Annotated in this window: 11 protein-coding genes and 1 pseudogene; 9 read left to right on the top strand and 3 right to left on the bottom strand. The window is 67.8% G+C overall.

Annotation, left to right across the window (positions count from 1 at the left end; all coding sequences use genetic code 11):
* Nucleotides 1-100: 100 nt before the first annotated feature.
* Nucleotides 101-1,459, bottom strand: coding sequence for a methyl-accepting chemotaxis protein (locus SSA01S_RS17320; RefSeq protein WP_156477910.1), 1,359 nt, complete (start codon nt 1,457-1,459; stop codon nt 101-103).
* A 229-nt stretch (nt 1,460-1,688) separates the two neighbouring features.
* Here SSA01S_RS17320 and sdhC point away from each other — a divergent pair, with 229 nt between their 5' ends.
* From sdhC to SSA01S_RS17285, 6 genes are all read left to right on the top strand, one after another.
* Nucleotides 1,689-2,099 (top strand): succinate dehydrogenase, cytochrome b556 subunit, encoded by a 411-nt coding sequence (gene sdhC, locus SSA01S_RS17315; RefSeq protein ID WP_061781394.1) that lies wholly within the window; start codon nt 1,689-1,691, stop codon nt 2,097-2,099.
* Entirely contained in the window at nt 2,099-2,482 is a 384-nt protein-coding gene (sdhD, locus tag SSA01S_RS17310) for a succinate dehydrogenase, hydrophobic membrane anchor protein (RefSeq protein WP_061781393.1), read from the top strand. Before sdhC ends, sdhD begins: the two co-directional genes overlap by 1 nt.
* Complete coding sequence (gene sdhA, locus SSA01S_RS17305) at nt 2,482-4,290, top strand: succinate dehydrogenase flavoprotein subunit (protein ID WP_061781392.1); 1,809 nt, start codon at nt 2,482-2,484, stop codon at nt 4,288-4,290. The genes sdhD and sdhA overlap by 1 nt, the downstream gene beginning before the upstream one ends.
* Nucleotides 4,291-4,717: 427 nt before the next feature.
* Nucleotides 4,718-5,491 carry a trehalose-phosphatase gene (gene otsB / locus SSA01S_RS17295; protein WP_082795165.1) on the top strand — a complete coding sequence of 258 codons (774 nt, stop codon included), beginning with the start codon at nt 4,718-4,720 and terminating at the stop codon, nt 5,489-5,491.
* Nucleotides 5,492-5,502: 11 nt separating this feature from the next.
* Nucleotides 5,503-7,269, top strand: a complete 1,767-nt coding sequence (locus SSA01S_RS17290) for a glycoside hydrolase family 15 protein (RefSeq protein WP_419836509.1) — start codon at nt 5,503-5,505, stop codon at nt 7,267-7,269.
* Complete coding sequence (locus SSA01S_RS17285) at nt 7,266-8,681, top strand: alpha,alpha-trehalose-phosphate synthase (UDP-forming) (protein WP_061781388.1); 1,416 nt, start codon at nt 7,266-7,268, stop codon at nt 8,679-8,681. Before SSA01S_RS17290 ends, SSA01S_RS17285 begins: the two co-directional genes overlap by 4 nt.
* A 329-nt stretch (nt 8,682-9,010) precedes the next feature.
* Here SSA01S_RS17285 and SSA01S_RS20240 read toward each other — a convergent pair.
* Both SSA01S_RS20240 and SSA01S_RS17280 read right to left on the bottom strand, forming a co-directional pair.
* Nucleotides 9,011-9,250 (bottom strand): annotated as a pseudogene (locus SSA01S_RS20240) (mechanosensitive ion channel family protein); the annotation flags it as partial.
* A 625-nt stretch (nt 9,251-9,875) separates the two neighbouring features.
* Nucleotides 9,876-10,556, bottom strand: coding sequence for a hypothetical protein (locus tag SSA01S_RS17280; protein WP_061781387.1), 681 nt, complete (start codon nt 10,554-10,556; stop codon nt 9,876-9,878).
* A 127-nt stretch (nt 10,557-10,683) separates the two neighbouring features.
* Here SSA01S_RS17280 and SSA01S_RS17275 point away from each other — a divergent pair, with 127 nt between their 5' ends.
* The 3 genes from SSA01S_RS17275 to treF are packed head-to-tail and all read left to right on the top strand — an operon-like array spanning nt 10,684 to nt 14,272.
* A complete protein-coding gene (locus tag SSA01S_RS17275; protein WP_061781386.1) occupies nt 10,684-11,352 on the top strand; it encodes a response regulator in 669 nt (222 codons plus the stop codon).
* 26 nt (nt 11,353-11,378) lie between these two features.
* On the top strand, nt 11,379-12,716 hold the full coding sequence (locus tag SSA01S_RS17270) for a sensor histidine kinase (protein WP_061781385.1): 1,338 nt from the start codon (nt 11,379-11,381) through the stop codon (nt 12,714-12,716).
* Nucleotides 12,713-14,272 (top strand): alpha,alpha-trehalase TreF, encoded by a 1,560-nt coding sequence (treF, locus tag SSA01S_RS17265; protein WP_061781384.1) that lies wholly within the window; start codon nt 12,713-12,715, stop codon nt 14,270-14,272. The genes SSA01S_RS17270 and treF overlap by 4 nt, the downstream gene beginning before the upstream one ends.
* Nucleotides 14,273-14,339 lie beyond the last annotated feature (67 nt).

The following is a 14,339-nucleotide window of genomic DNA, read 5'->3' as shown; positions in this document are numbered from 1 at the left end:
GGGGGGGGGGGGGGGGGCGTGCCGGGATGGATGTCCCTTGAGGAAGCCCCCCTCCGTCAGGGCTGCGCCCTGCCACCTCCCCGTACCGGGGAGGAATAGGTTATGCCGCGACCCGTGCGACGAACAGGCTGGCGCTGGTCTTCAGGTCGCCCAGCCGGGTGTCGAGATGGTCGAAGCCGCGCCCGACCCGGTCGATCTCCTGCGCGACATGCTCGGTATCCTGGCGGATCGCGGCGATGGTGTGCGACATCGAATCGGCTGCCAGCGCGGTCTCGTCGACGGCGGCGGTAATCGCAGTCACCGTCTGCGCCTGCGCCTCCATCGCATAGCGGATGCGCTCGGCCGAAACCTGCACCTCGTTGACTGTCGCTTTGATCGAGGCGTTGGTCTCGACCGTCGAGCGGGTTGCGGCCTGGATCGCGGCGATCTTGGTGGCGATATCGTCGGTGGCGCGCGCGGTCTGGCTGGCGAGGCTCTTCACCTCCTGCGCGACGACCGCAAAGCCGCGTCCGGCATCCCCTGCCCGTGCCGCCTCGATGGTGGCGTTCAGCGCCAGCAGGTTGGTCTGGCCCGCAATGTCGCGGATCAGGCCCAGGATCGATTCGATCGACTTGGCATGGTCGGACAGCATCTCCGACATGCCGACCGCCTGGCCCGCCTGGTCGGCGGCGCGGTTGGCGACATCGGCGGCCTGGTCGACCTCGGTCCGGGCATCCTCGATCGCGCGGATCAGCCCGGCGGCGGTCTGCGCCGCTTCGCGCATCGCGACCGCCGACTGTTCGGCGGCGGCGGCGACCTCGCTCGACTTGCCCAGCATGCCGCGCGTCGACACCGACGCCTCCTGCGCCTGGCGTCGCAGATCCTGCCCCTCGACCGAGGCATTCTCGACCACGGCGGCGATGCCGTTGCGGAAATCGCCCGCCAGCCGCTCGCGCTCGCGTTCGGCGCACCAGTTGCGATACCCCGCAAACAGCTCGACGGTCAGCTCGGTTTCCATGCCGTACAGCCGCAGCAGCGTGTCGACCGCGACCGAGCGGCGCGGGTCATCCGCCGCCATCTCTTCCAGAATGACCTTCAGCGCGGCCCGGTCGCTGGCACAGGACATGGCAAGCACCTCCATCGGCGCGATGTCGGCGGCAAAGGCCGATGCGACCGAGCGCCCCAGCGACTCGAGCCATTCGCGCCCGGCCAGATCGCAGAAGCGATTGCGCAGATAGGCGCGACCGGTGACCAGCTGGCGCTCGCGGTCGAGCGGCGTCCATTCAGGCTGCCCCGGATTCTTGCGGCGCCAATGGTCCCAATAGGCGACGACCACTTCGTCGGCGCGCGGTTCGATCACCGACCAGATTTCGGCGGCCAGCCGGACCAGCGAGCCATCCCCGCCGTCAAAGGTGCGAACCCGAGCATCGAGGTCGATTTCCACGGTGATGACCGTGGGCGGCGGCAGGTCGGAGCGCAAGATGTGGGTCTCCCATTCGGCAATGGCCAGATTTTCCCGCTCTTTCTGCGACCAAAAGGGTTAAGGGCCTCTTATCTCTGCGACTGTCGGCGCTCCGTCCCGAACGGCAACGGCCATTCGCGGCGACGAAGCGTGCCGCCAATGCGCTCACGGCTTGCATCCTGTCGGCGTCTTCACCATAGGCGTATCCGCAAACCAGCCTGACTTTAGACTGTTCGAGGATCTGCCCTTGGCCGCCCGCAACACCGCCCGCCCGCTTTCGCCGCATCTCCAGATCTGGAAATGGGGCCCCAACATGCTGGTGTCGATCCTGCACCGTGCCACCGGCACGGGCATGGCGACCGTGGGCACGCTGCTGCTCGTCTGGTTCCTGGCCGCCGTCGCCGGTGGGCCGGAAAGCTATGCGACGTTCCGCGACGTCTTCACCGTCCAGTCGGGCAAGCTCAACATCATCGGCTATGTCGTCGGCATCGGCCTGACCGCCTGTCTGTTCCAGCATATCGCGAACGGCATCCGCCACCTGTTCATGGATGTCGGCGCAGGCTTCGAGCTGAAGTCGAACAAGCGGCAGGCCCAAGCCACCATGGTCTTCGCCGTCGTCGCGACCGTGGCGTTCTGGCTCTATCTGGGAATCAAGTGATGCGTTCGGGAACCGCAATCGGCCGCGTGCGCGGCCTGGGCTCGGCCAAGTCGGGCACTCATCATTGGTTGAACCAGCGGCTGACCGCCGGTTCCAATTTCCTGCTGGTCGCCTGGCTGCTGATCTCGATCCTGCGCCAGCCGTCCTTCGACTACGCCGCGATGCACTTGTGGCTGGCCAATTCCTGGGCCGCCGTCCCGATGGTGCTGCTGGTGGCGTCGATCTTCTATCATATGCGTCTCGGCCTCCAGGTCGTGATCGAGGATTATGAGCAGGACCAGAACCGGGTCGCGCTCCTCGTCGTCATGAACCTGTTCGTCTTCACGACCGCCGCCGTCGCCATCTTCTCGATCCTCAAGATCGCTTTCGGAGCCGCTGCATAATGTCCGCTGCCGCTTACAAGATCATCGACCATACCTATGACGCCGTCGTCGTGGGTGCGGGCGGCTCGGGCCTGCGCGCCACCATGGGCATTGCCGAGGCCGGTCTGAAGACCGCCTGCATCACCAAGGTGTTCCCGACGCGCAGCCACACCGTCGCCGCCCAGGGCGGTATCGCCGCCTCGCTCGGCAACATGGGCCCCGACCACTGGACCTGGCACATGTACGACACCGTCAAGGGGTCGGACTGGCTGGGCGACCAGGACGCGATCGAATATCTCTGCCGCGAGGCTCCCGCCGCCGTGTACGAGCTGGAGCATGCGGGCGTGCCGTTCAGCCGCACCGAAGAGGGCAAGATCTATCAGCGCCCCTTCGGCGGCATGATGCAGAATATGGGCGAAGGCCCCCCTGCGCAGCGCACCTGCGCCGCCGCCGACCGCACCGGCCACGCCATGCTGCACGCGCTGTACCAACAGTCGCTGAAGTATGACGCGGACTTCTTCATCGAGTATTTCGCGCTCGACCTGATCATGGACGATCAGGGCAACTGCCGGGGCGTGATCGCGCTGTGCATGGAAGACGGCTCGATCCACCGGTTCCGCGCGCATAACGTCGTGCTGGCGACCGGCGGCTATGGCCGCTGCTATTTCTCGGCGACCTCGGCGCACACCTGCACCGGTGACGGCGGCGGCATGGTGCTGCGGGCGGGCCTGCCGCTGCAGGACATGGAGTTCGTGCAGTTCCACCCGACCGGCATCTATGGTGCTGGCGTCCTCATCACCGAGGGTGCGCGCGGCGAAGGCGGCTACCTGACCAACTCCGAGGGCGAGCGCTTCATGGAGCGTTACGCGCCGTCGGCCAAGGACCTCGCCAGCCGCGACGTCGTGTCGCGTTCGATGGCGATGGAAATCCGCGAAGGGCGCGGCGTCGGCAAGGAGGGGGATCATATCTATCTCCATCTCGACCATATCGACCCGAAGGTGCTGGCCGAGCGCCTGCCCGGCATCACCGAGACCGGCAAGATCTTCGCCGGTGTCGACCTGACCCGCCAGCCGCTGCCCGTCACGCCGACCGTCCACTATAATATGGGCGGCATCCCGACCAACTATCACGGCGAAGTCGTCCGGCTGAAGGACGGCAACCCGGACTCGGTCGTCCCCGGCCTGTTCGCGGTCGGCGAAGCGGCCTGCGTGTCGGTACACGGCGCGAACCGCCTGGGCTCCAACTCGCTGATCGACTTGGTCGTGTTCGGTCGTGCGACCGGCCTGCGCATCAAGGACACGCTGAAGCCCGGCACGCCGCACGCGCCGCTGCCCGCCGGTTCGGAAGAGCTGGCGCTGGGTCGCCTGGACCACTTCCGCAACGCCGCCGGCAGCGCGACCACCGCCTCGGTGCGCAGCGAGATGCAGAAGACGATGCAGCGCCACTGCGCCGTGTTCCGCACCGACGAGCTGCTGACCGAAGGTCGCCAGATGATCCGCGCCACCTATGACCGGATGAAGGACATCGGCATCAAGGATCGCTCGCTGATCTGGAACACCGATCTGGTCGAGACGCTGGAGCTGGACAATCTGATCAGCCAGGCGGTCGTGACGATGGAATCGGCACTGAACCGCAAGGAAAGCCGCGGCGCGCATGTGAACGAGGACTTCCCCGATCGCGACGACGCCAACTGGATGAAGCACACCGTCGCGACCTTCGACGGCTGGGGCGGCCAGGGCGGCGGGGTCGAGATCGACTATCGCCCGGTGCATGATTACACGCTGACCGACGATATCGAGTATATCAAGCCGAAGAAGCGGGTTTACTGAAGGCCTGTATCCAAGGTTCGGAATAAGAGGGGCTGGCGAGTGATCGCCGGCCCTTTTTTTGTTTCTTCCCTTACTCCCCTCCCGCAGGCGAGTTTCAGGTCGGTCATGCCCCCCCCCGGCATGACCTAAACGATGCGGGGCATCGTTTACCTGAAACTGGGTTGGGGGAGGAAAAGCCACAAACGGTGCCGCCCTCGGAGAGGCCCCTCCCCCCATCCCCCTCCCGCCTGCGGGAGGGGGCGCGCCAAGCGCTGAGCGCCGGAATCAATCCGCACCGGCAGCCTCTTTTTCTCCCCTCCCGCCTGCGGGAGGGGCTGGGGGAGGGTAAGCCACAAGCGATACAGCCCCATGGAGAGGGTTCTCCCCCCTTCCGTAATCATTTCGGCAGCGCAGCGGAACGCGAGCGGCGGGGATGGGTTCACTCGGCATGTCCGCATCCGCTATGCTGTCGCCCATGCTGGCCGATCTTGCTCCGCCCCCGCCCCGCCTGTCCGCGACGGACAGCCTGTTCCTCGATTTCGACGGCACGCTGGTCGACCTCGCCGACAATCCGGAGGGTGTGCATGTCAGCACCGAGCTCGCCGAGCGGCTGGACGCGCTCGCCGCGCACATGCCCGGCCGTCTCGCCATCGTCAGCGGCCGCTCGATCGCGCAGTTGGATGCGCTGTTCGGCCCCCAAGCCAAGCATTTCACCCTCGCAGGGAGTCACGGCGCCGAACGCCGCTCACCCGAGGACGGCCATGTGCAGCCCGACAAGCCCGACCAACTCGCCACCGCCACCGACGAAATGCGCGCCGTGGCCGAGACCCACGACCTGTATTTCGAGACGAAGAGCTTCGGTGCAGGCCTCCATTATCGCCGAAACCCGGACGCGGAACCACTCGCGATCCGCGAAGCCACCGCCATCGCCGAGCGCCACGGCCTGACCCTGCAACCTGGCAAGATGATGGTTGAGATCCGCCTGCCCGGTGACAAGGGCCGGGCGATCGAGACGCTGATGCAGGCCCCCGCGATGCAGGGCACGGTCCCGATCTTCTTTGGCGATGACGTGACCGACGAGGACGGTTTCGTCGCCGCCGCCGCGCTGGGGGGTGCTGGCGTGCTGGTCGGCCCGATGCGTGAGACCGCCGCCCGTTATCGCCTGCCCGATGTTGCCGCGGTCCATATATGGCTCGCCCAAGCGCTGGAGAATGCCAAGTAATGCAACAGGACATGAACCTCTGGCCGATCGGCAACTGCCAGGTTTCCGCGCTGGTCGACTCGCAGGGCCGCTTCGTTTGGGGCTGTGTGCCGCGAGTCGATGGCGACCCGGCCTTTTGCGCGCTGCTCGGCGATGGCGAGCCGGAGACGGGCTATTGGGCGATCGACTTGGAAGACCGGGTCTCGACCACGCAAGGCTATCTGCGCAATACGCCAATCCTGGTCACCACCCATATGGACGACCGGGGCAATGGCATCGAGATCACCGATTTCTGCCCGCGTTTCTCGCGCGAGGGCCGCGTCTATCGCCCGACCAGCTATGTGCGGATCGTGCGGCCGATCGGCAGCCCCCGCATCCGCATCGCCCTGCGGGTCGCGACCGACTGGGGCAACTCGACCGAGCGGACCCAGGGGTCCAACCATATCCGCTATCTGATGACGCAGCAGACGCTGCGCCTGACCACCGACGCCCCGGTCGGCCATATCGCCGCCGAACAGTGGTTCCGCCTGGAACGCCCGATCCACATGTTCCTGGGCCCGGACGAGAGCTTTGCCGGCGTGCTCAGCGAGGCGAGCCGCGCCATGCTGGAGCGGACCACGCATGAATGGCATCACTGGGTGCGTGGCCTCGCCACCCCGGTCGAGTGGCAGGCGGTGGTCATCCGCGCCGCCATCACGCTGAAGCTGTGCCAGCACGAGGAAACCGGCGCGATCGTCGCCGCGCTGACTACCTCGCTGCCCGAACATGCCGATTCGGGGCGCAACTGGGACTATCGCTACTGCTGGATTCGCGACGCCTATTATACGGTGCAGGCGCTCAACCGGCTCGGCGCGCTCGACGTGCTGGAAGGGTATCTCGAATATCTGCGTAACATCGTCGACGCCGCGCGCGGCGGGCATATCCAGCCGCTCTACGGCGTCGGGGGCGAAGCGACCCTGGTCGAGCGGATCGAGACCAAGCTGCCCGGCTATCGCGCCATGGGCCCGGTCCGTGTCGGCAACCAGGCCTATGAGCAGATCCAGCACGATGCCTATGGCCAGATCGTGCTGTCGGACGTGCAGGCGTTCTTCGACACGCGCCTGTTCCGCATGTCGGGCGTCGAGGACTTCCACTCGCTGGAGCGGGTCGGTGAGCGCGCCTGGGCCAAATACGACCAGCCCGATGCGGGTCTGTGGGAACTCCGCACCAAGAGCCACGTCCACACCTATTCCGCCGCCATGTGCTGGGCGGCGTGCGACCGCCTTGCCAATGCCGCGCAGGCGCTGGGCCTGGAGGAACGCCGCGCCTTCTGGCAGGAGCGCGCCGACCTGATGCGCGAGACGATCGAGCAGGCTGCGTGGCGCCCCGAGACGCAGCGCATGTCGGCGACCTTCGGCGGCGACGATCTGGACGCCAGCATCATCCAGCTGCTCGACCTGCGCTTCCTGTCGCCGGACGATCCCCGCTTCCGCTCGACGCTGGATGCGGTCGAAAAGGGCCTGCGCCGGGGCAGCCACATGCTGCGCTATGCGACCGAAGATGACTTCGGCCTGCCGCATACCGCCTTCAACGTATGCACTTTTTGGCTGATCGAAGCGTTCTATGTCACCGGGCGTCACGAGGACGCCCGCGCGCTGTTCGAGGAGATGGTGGCGCGCTGCACCCCCGCCGGGCTTCTGTCCGAAGATATCGACCCGAATACGGGCGAGCTGTGGGGGAATTACCCGCAAACCTATTCGCTCGTCGGCCTGATCAACTGCGCCGTCCTGCTGAGTAAACCATGGAGTGCCGTGCGATGAGTCGCCTGATCGTCATCTCGAACCGGGTCCAGCCGCCCACCACCGGGCCGGGCGGAAATCAGGGCGGGCTGGCGGTCGCACTCCTCGCCGCCTTGCGCGAACAGGGCGGCATCTGGTTCGGCTGGTCGGGGGAGACCACCGACCAGTTCAGCGGCCATATCAATTTCCAGCAGGGCGGCGGCGTGACGACCGCCACCATCGACCTGGAAGAGCAGGATATCGATGAATATTATAACGGTTACGCCAATCGGACACTGTGGCCGCTGTTCCACTATCGCATCGACCTGACCGAGTTCGAGCGCGACTTCGATTCCGGTTACGCCCGCGTCAATGAACGCTTCGCCGAGACGGTGCAGCCGCTGATCGAACCCGACGATCTGATCTGGGTGCATGACTATCACCTGATCCCGCTGGGCCGCGACCTGCGCAAGCGCGGGTTCAAGAACAGGATCGGCTTCTTCCTTCACATCCCCTGGCCGCCGGTGCGGCTGCTGATGTCGCTGCCCAGCCATCGCAAGCTGGTGGAGGCGCTCTTCGCCTATGACGTGGTGGGGTTCCATACCGAGGACTGGCTGGACAGCTTCCGCGACTATGTGACCAAGGAGCTGGGCGGGACGCTCGGCGAGAATGGCGAAGTGACGTGGAACGGCAAGACGATCCAGGCGATCCGCGCGCCGATCGGTATTGAGACCAAGGAGTTCGAGGAAGCCGCCAGCGGTCACGACGCACGCTTCGCCCGCGAACGCATGTATATGTCGGCGACCGGCCGCAGCCTGATCGTCGGCGTCGACCGGCTGGATTATTCCAAGGGGCTGGCCGAGCGCTTCCTGGGCTATGAACGTTTCCTGGCGCAGAATCCGGAACGGCGGGCGCTGGTCTATATGCTCCAGATCGCACCACCCAGCCGCGAGAAGGTGAACACCTATCAGGAGATTCGCGCCAATCTCGACTCGCTGTCGGGGCGGATCAACGGCGAATATGCCGATATCGACTGGGTGCCGATCCGCTACGTCAACAAGGGGTTTCCGCGGCCGGTGCTGGCGGGCATCTATCGCGCAGCGCGGATCGGGCTGGTGACGCCCCTTCGCGACGGCATGAACCTGGTCGCCAAGGAATATGTCGCGGCGCAGGACCCGGAAGACCCCGGCGTTCTGATCCTGTCGCGCTTCGCCGGTGCGGCCGAGCAGTTGAAGGACGCGGTGCTCATCAATCCCTACAGCGCCGAGGAAATGTCCGACGCGATCGTCCAGGCGCTGGCCATGCCGCGCGCCGAGCGTATCCGGCGCTGGGAAAGCCTGATCGACAATGTCCGGCGCGAGGACGTGTTCTGGTGGTGCGAACTGTTCCTGGCCGCGCTGCGCGGGGATGGGGTGAAAGCAGAGGCCAAGGTTATCGAGGCGGCGGCCCACTGATCCTCCCCGGCACGGGGAGGAATGGAATGCTCCAACCGCCGCCGGGGGAGCGCCTCCGGCATGTCGCGCCGGATATACTCCAGCAGCCCCTCGCGAATCTCGCACCGCAGGTCGAACGCGGTCGAGGCATCGCGCGCCGTCATCAGCCCGCGCACCTCGATCGAGTCCGGCTTCACGTCCGTCACCTGCATGTTGAAGAACCGCCGGTCCCAACGCGTACTCGCCTCGACGAGTTCGCTCATCTTCGCGCGCAGCCGGGGAATGTCCGCCGCCGGATCGAGATACCAGAAGACCGACCCCAGCAACTGGCTGGTCTCGCGCGTCCAGTTCTGGAAGCTGTTCTCCAGGAACTTGGCAACCGGCACGACCAGCCGCCGCTCGTCCCAGATGCGCACCACGACGAAGGTCAGGTGAATCTGCTCGATCCGCCCCCATTCATTGTCGATGATGACCACGTCGTCGAGCCGGATCGGCTCGGTAAAGGCCATCTGCACGCCCGCGATCAGGTTCTTGAGCGCGGGCTGCGCGGCGGCACCGACGACCAACCCTGCAATACCCGCCGAAGCCATCAGCGTGACGCCGATGGTGCGGATGCCGGGCACGCTCAGCAGCATCAGGCAGACGGTCAGGAACACGATCAGGAAGATGCCGATCCGCCCCAAAATCTGCGCCCGCGTCCGCTTTCGCCGGGCGCGCAAATTGTCCTCGACGCTGATATCCGCACGCAGATAGACGACGCCTTGAAAGGCGCGCAACGCCGCCACCGCCAGCCAGCCGAGCAGCGCGGGGACGAAGAATCCCAGCACCTGTCGCCATATCTCTCGCCCTTCCCCCGACATCGGCACCAGCCGCATCGCGAAGCTGACCGCGATGGCGATCGCCACCCAGCGCAAGGGTTGGCGGATATGCGCCAGCACCAGGTCGTCGCTCTGGCTCGCCGTCCGCCGCGCGGCGTGTCCGGCGATCCGCATGGCGATGCTGTGCACCACGACGGCGATCAGCACCGCCGCCGCGATGATGACAACATGTTGCAGCCACAGCCATTCGGCCGGAATGTCGAGCGATCGAAGCCAGCGCATGAGGCGCTAAAGGGTCAGCGCGGCGAAGGTTCCTCTTGCCGAGCGGGATTTCCCCGACGCGCCATACGCAAAGACGCCCCCGACCGCAGTCGGAGGCGCCTTCGTCAGGACCGGATCAGGCCGCCGGGCGAACCGCGCCGGTGGGAGCCGGGGCCGGGGCTCCGGCGGGCGGCGGGGGCGGCGGCACCGGCGCACCCTGCGGCGCCGCGCCGTTCACCGGCGGCGGGGGCGGAGGGACCGCACCCGGTGCGCAGCCACCCGACGGCGGCGGCGGGGGAGCGCCCGGACCACCCGGGGCACCGGGCCCGCCCGGACCACCGGGGGGCGGCGGGGGCGGCGGCGGACCGTCACCGCGCGGGCCACCGGGGCCACCGGGACCACGCGGGCCACCCGGCGGGGGCGGCGGCGGGCCGACCGGCACGACCGAGCCATTGGGGTCGACCAGATACTGGGCGTGCATCACGCCGTCATCATAGCGCCCCTGCACCACCACGTTGCTGCCGACCGAAGGCATCGCATCGCGCGACGCCGCGACCATCGCGCGGCCGGTGCCGTCCTGCACCACGAAGCGGTCGCCGAAGACTTCGGCCACCCGCCCCTTGGCGGTGACGACGCCGCTGGTCGAGGCCAGCTTGGCGATCGGCGTCTGGACGGTCGGCGCCATGGTGACGGTGGGCCGGGTCATCGAGACGGCGGCGGCGCCACCGCCAGCACCCAGTGCGATCAGGACCGCAGCGGCGGCGGCCAGCGGTGCCTTGCCCTGCAGGCGGGGGGTAGGGATATGGAAACGAGACATTGTCGATCTCCTTGGTTGATGGAGATGCTTTTAGGTGATTCGCCCCGATGCCCGCTGAACCGCGCGGTTCAGATTGGGTTTAGGCTATGCGACGATAGCGGGGCGATAAGGGGATAACGGACACGTCATGCGGATTCTGCTGGTCGAGGATGATCCCGCACTGGGCCCCGCCATCGCGCGGGCTTTGCGAGCCGAGCAATGCGCGGTCGACCTGTTCGCCAGCGGGGTGGACGCGGGCCATGCGGGCGATACCGAAATCTATGACGCCGCCGTACTCGACCTGGGCCTGCCCGATGGCGACGGCATGACCCTGCTGCGCCAGTGGCGCGAGGCCGGGCGTGCCCTGCCCGTGCTGATCCTGACCGCGCGCGACGGCTGGTCGGACAAGGTGGCAGGGTTCAAGGCGGGCGCGGACGATTATCTGACCAAGCCTTTCCGCGTCGAGGAGCTGGTCATGCGCCTTCGCGCCCTCGTGCGCCGCGCGGCGGGCCATGCCCAGCCGCGCCTGACCTGCGGCCCCCTCTCCTTCGACAGCCAGACCGGGCAGTTCGAGCTGGACGGCCTGCCGCTGAAGCTCACCGCGTTCGAATGGCGCGTCCTGTCCGCGCTGATACTGCGCAAGGAGGCGGTTATTCCCCGGCTGGAACTGCTCGAGCGCGTCTATGAGGGCGATGCCGATGTTGATTCCAACAGCCTGGAGGTGATCGTCGGGCGCCTGCGCAAGAAGATTGGCGCGGACCTGATCGAGACGGTGCGGGGCATGGGTTATCGCCTGACCGGCGGGGGCGCGGCGTGAGGCTGCCGCGATCGATCCATGGTCGGATGATCGTCATTTCGGGGGCGGCCATCCTTGCCGCCCTGCTGCTCGCAGGCTGGGGACTGGCCAGCGCGCTGGAAGGGATCGTCACGCGCGGGCTCGATCAGCGGCTCGATTCGGAAATCGCCGTTCTGGCCGCCGCCGTCGATTCGCAGGGTCGGGTCGACCGCGACCGTATCGCCGCGCGGCGCGGGCTGCTCGAGCCCGAACCCGGCTGGCGCTGGCGGATCGCAGGGCCCGATGGCGTGATCGGATCGGGCGACTTCCCCCCGCTGGCCGCCCCGCATCCGCCGGGCCCCGCACCAATCGCAGGCGGTCCCCCGCCTGCCCCGCCGCCGCCTGGCGGCGTGGACCAGCCCCACCCCGCCGATGGTCGTACCGAGCAGGGTGTCCGCGTCCATGCGCGGCAAATCACCATCCCCTCGCCGCGCGGCCCCGTGACGATCAGCGCCGCCGCCCCCCGCGCGGTGGTCGCCCGTCCGATCCGCGCCGCCTTGGTCCCGCTGCTCGCGATGCTGGCGGGTCTGGGCGTGTTGCTGGCGGCGGCGAGCCTGATCCAGCTGCGCCTCGGCCTGCGTCCCTTGCATCGGCTGCGCGAAGAGGTGGCCGCGATCCGCACCGGCGAGCGTGCCCGCGTCGACGAGGACCAGCCTGCGGAGCTCCAGCCGCTCGCCGCCGAGCTGAACGCGCTGGCCGCCGATAGCGAACGTGCGCTGGCGACCGCCCGCGCCTCCGCCGCGAACCTGGCCCATGCGCTGAAGACCCCGGTCGCCACGCTGGCGCTCGACCTGGCGGGCGATCCGCCCCGCGCCGCGCAGGTCGCGCGGATCGATGAGACCATCCGCCACCACCTCGCCCGCGCGCGGGTGCAGGCCGGAACGGTGCGCGCGGTCACCGCGCTGGCCCCGGCGATCGGCGACCTGACGGCGGCGATTGCCCGGCTTCATGCCGATCGCGGCATTACCCTGACCGCCGACATTCCAGATGACCTGTCGGTCGGGATGGACGCACAGGACCTGGACGAGGTGGCGGGCAACCTGATCGACAATGCCGCCCGCCACGCCCATGCGACGGTGCGCGTGCACGCCCGAGCGGAGGATCGCCAGATTCGCCTGACCGTCACCGATGATGGGCCCGGCATCGCCGAAGCGGATCGGATTCGCGCGACGGAGGCGGGCACGCGGCTGGACGAGCGGGGCGACGGCCATGGCTTCGGCCTTGCCATCGCGCGCGAACTCGCCGAGCTTCATGGCGGTCGACTGATCCTCGACCAAGCCCAGGGCGGGGGCCTGTCCGCCACGGTGCTGCTGCCTCGCGCCGCGCCCATCGACCGGAGAGCATGATGACCCGCCGCCTGATCCTTGTCCCCATGCTGGCGCTGCTGCTCCAGGCGCAGGCCATGCCGCCCTCCCCGGCCGATATTTACGGCCCCTTGTTCAGCGCGGTGCAGGCGGCGCAGGTCTTTCCTGACGGCAAGACCTTTGCCGATGCGGTGCCGCGCGAGGCGCCACAGGCGATCATGGCCGCCTATGCCCGCGAAAAGCCGGTCGGCAAGGCGGCGCTGACCGCCTTTGTCCGTCGCTACTTCTCGGTGCGCGGCGATACGCAGGCCCGCGCACCTTTGCGCGACCGCATTCGCGAGCTGTGGCCGATCCTGGGCCGCGCGCCCTTCGCGCCTGTGGCGGGATCGTCGGCGCTGGGGCTCGACCATGGTTATGTCGTGCCGGGCGACCGGTTCCAGGAGATCTATTACTGGGACAGCTATTTCACGATGCTGGGCCTGAGGGCGGACGGCCAGGCCCCGCTGATCGAGGCGATGCTGGCCGATTTCGTCGATCTGGTCGAGCGCTACGGCCATGTCCCCAACGGCACGCGCACCTATTATCTCAGCCGCTCTCAACCGCCCTTCCTGGCGTTGATGATGGACCTGTCGGACAATCGCGATCCCGTACTGGCCAAGCGGCGGCTGGCGGCACTGGTCCGCGAGCATGAGTATTGGATGGCGGGGGCGAATTGCCTGGATGCCAGCGGGGCGTGTCAGCATGTCGTGCGGATGCCCGATGGCAGCCTGCTGAACCGCTATTGGGATGCGCGCGACACGCCGCGCGACGAAAGCTGGCGCGAGGATCGCGAGACCGCCGCCAAGGCCGCACCACGTGCGCCCGCCATCGTCCAGCGCGACCTGCGCGCGGCGGCGGAGTCGGGCTGGGACTTCAGCTCGCGCTGGCTGGCCGACCCGATGCGGCTGGAGACGATCCACACCACCGACATCGTGCCGGTCGATCTCAACAGCCTGTTATGGGTGAACGAAAGCCGGATCGCCGCGCGGGCCAAGGCTCTGGGCGACGAAGCGCTGGCGCGGCGCTTCGCCGAGCTGGCCGCGCGGCGAAAGGCCGCGATCGACCGCTATCTGTGGGTCGCGGGGGACAAGCGTTTCGCCGATTGGGACCGGGCCGCCCGGCGGCCGACGAACAGCCGCACCGCCGTATCGCTATTTCCGCTCTTCGCCGGACATGCCAGCGCCGAACAGGCCCGTGCGGTCGCGACGACGACGCGCGCGACGCTGGTCGGCGAGGGCGGGCTGCGCACCACCAACATCCGCACCGGCCAGCAATGGGATGCCCCCAATGGCTGGGCCCCGCTGCAATGGGTCGCGGTCGAGGGGCTGGGGCGGTATGGCGAACAGGCGCTGGCCAAGGACATTGCCCACCGCTGGATCGCCACCGTCGCGCGCACCTATGCCGAGACGGGCAAGCTGCTGGAGAAATACGACGTCGAAGAGCGCAAGCCCGGCGGCGGCGGGGAGTATCCGACCCAGGACGGCTTTGGCTGGACCAACGGCGTGACGGCGGCGATGCTGGATCGGTGGCCGGATTTGGCGCCTGAGGGGACGCGCTGACCTTCTTCTCCCCCTCCCGCAAGCGGGAGGGGGCCGGGGGGAGGGCTGGCATATCGCTTGCGGCCTT

Origin of the sequence: Sphingomonas sanguinis NBRC 13937 (assembly GCF_001591005.1) — a bacterium.
Classification (GTDB): domain Bacteria; phylum Pseudomonadota; class Alphaproteobacteria; order Sphingomonadales; family Sphingomonadaceae; genus Sphingomonas; species Sphingomonas sanguinis.
This window is presented reverse-complemented; position numbering and strand designations above follow the sequence as displayed.

Coding starts and splice junctions, on each gene's coding strand:
- sdhD (WP_061781393.1), top strand. CDS start 2,099: ATGCGTTCGGGAACCGCAATCGGCCGCGTGCGCGGCCTGGGCTCGGCC.
- SSA01S_RS17285 (WP_061781388.1), top strand. CDS start 7,266: ATGAGTCGCCTGATCGTCATCTCGAACCGGGTCCAGCCGCCCACCACC.
- SSA01S_RS17275 (WP_061781386.1), top strand. CDS start 10,684: ATGCGGATTCTGCTGGTCGAGGATGATCCCGCACTGGGCCCCGCCATC.
- SSA01S_RS17270 (WP_061781385.1), top strand. CDS start 11,379: ATGATCGTCATTTCGGGGGCGGCCATCCTTGCCGCCCTGCTGCTCGCA.
- SSA01S_RS17290 (WP_419836509.1), top strand. CDS start 5,503: ATGAACCTCTGGCCGATCGGCAACTGCCAGGTTTCCGCGCTGGTCGAC.
- SSA01S_RS17280 (WP_061781387.1), bottom strand. CDS start 10,556: ATGTCTCGTTTCCATATCCCTACCCCCCGCCTGCAGGGCAAGGCACCG.
- otsB (WP_082795165.1), top strand. CDS start 4,718: ATGTCCGCATCCGCTATGCTGTCGCCCATGCTGGCCGATCTTGCTCCG.
- treF (WP_061781384.1), top strand. CDS start 12,713: ATGATGACCCGCCGCCTGATCCTTGTCCCCATGCTGGCGCTGCTGCTC.
- sdhA (WP_061781392.1), top strand. CDS start 2,482: ATGTCCGCTGCCGCTTACAAGATCATCGACCATACCTATGACGCCGTC.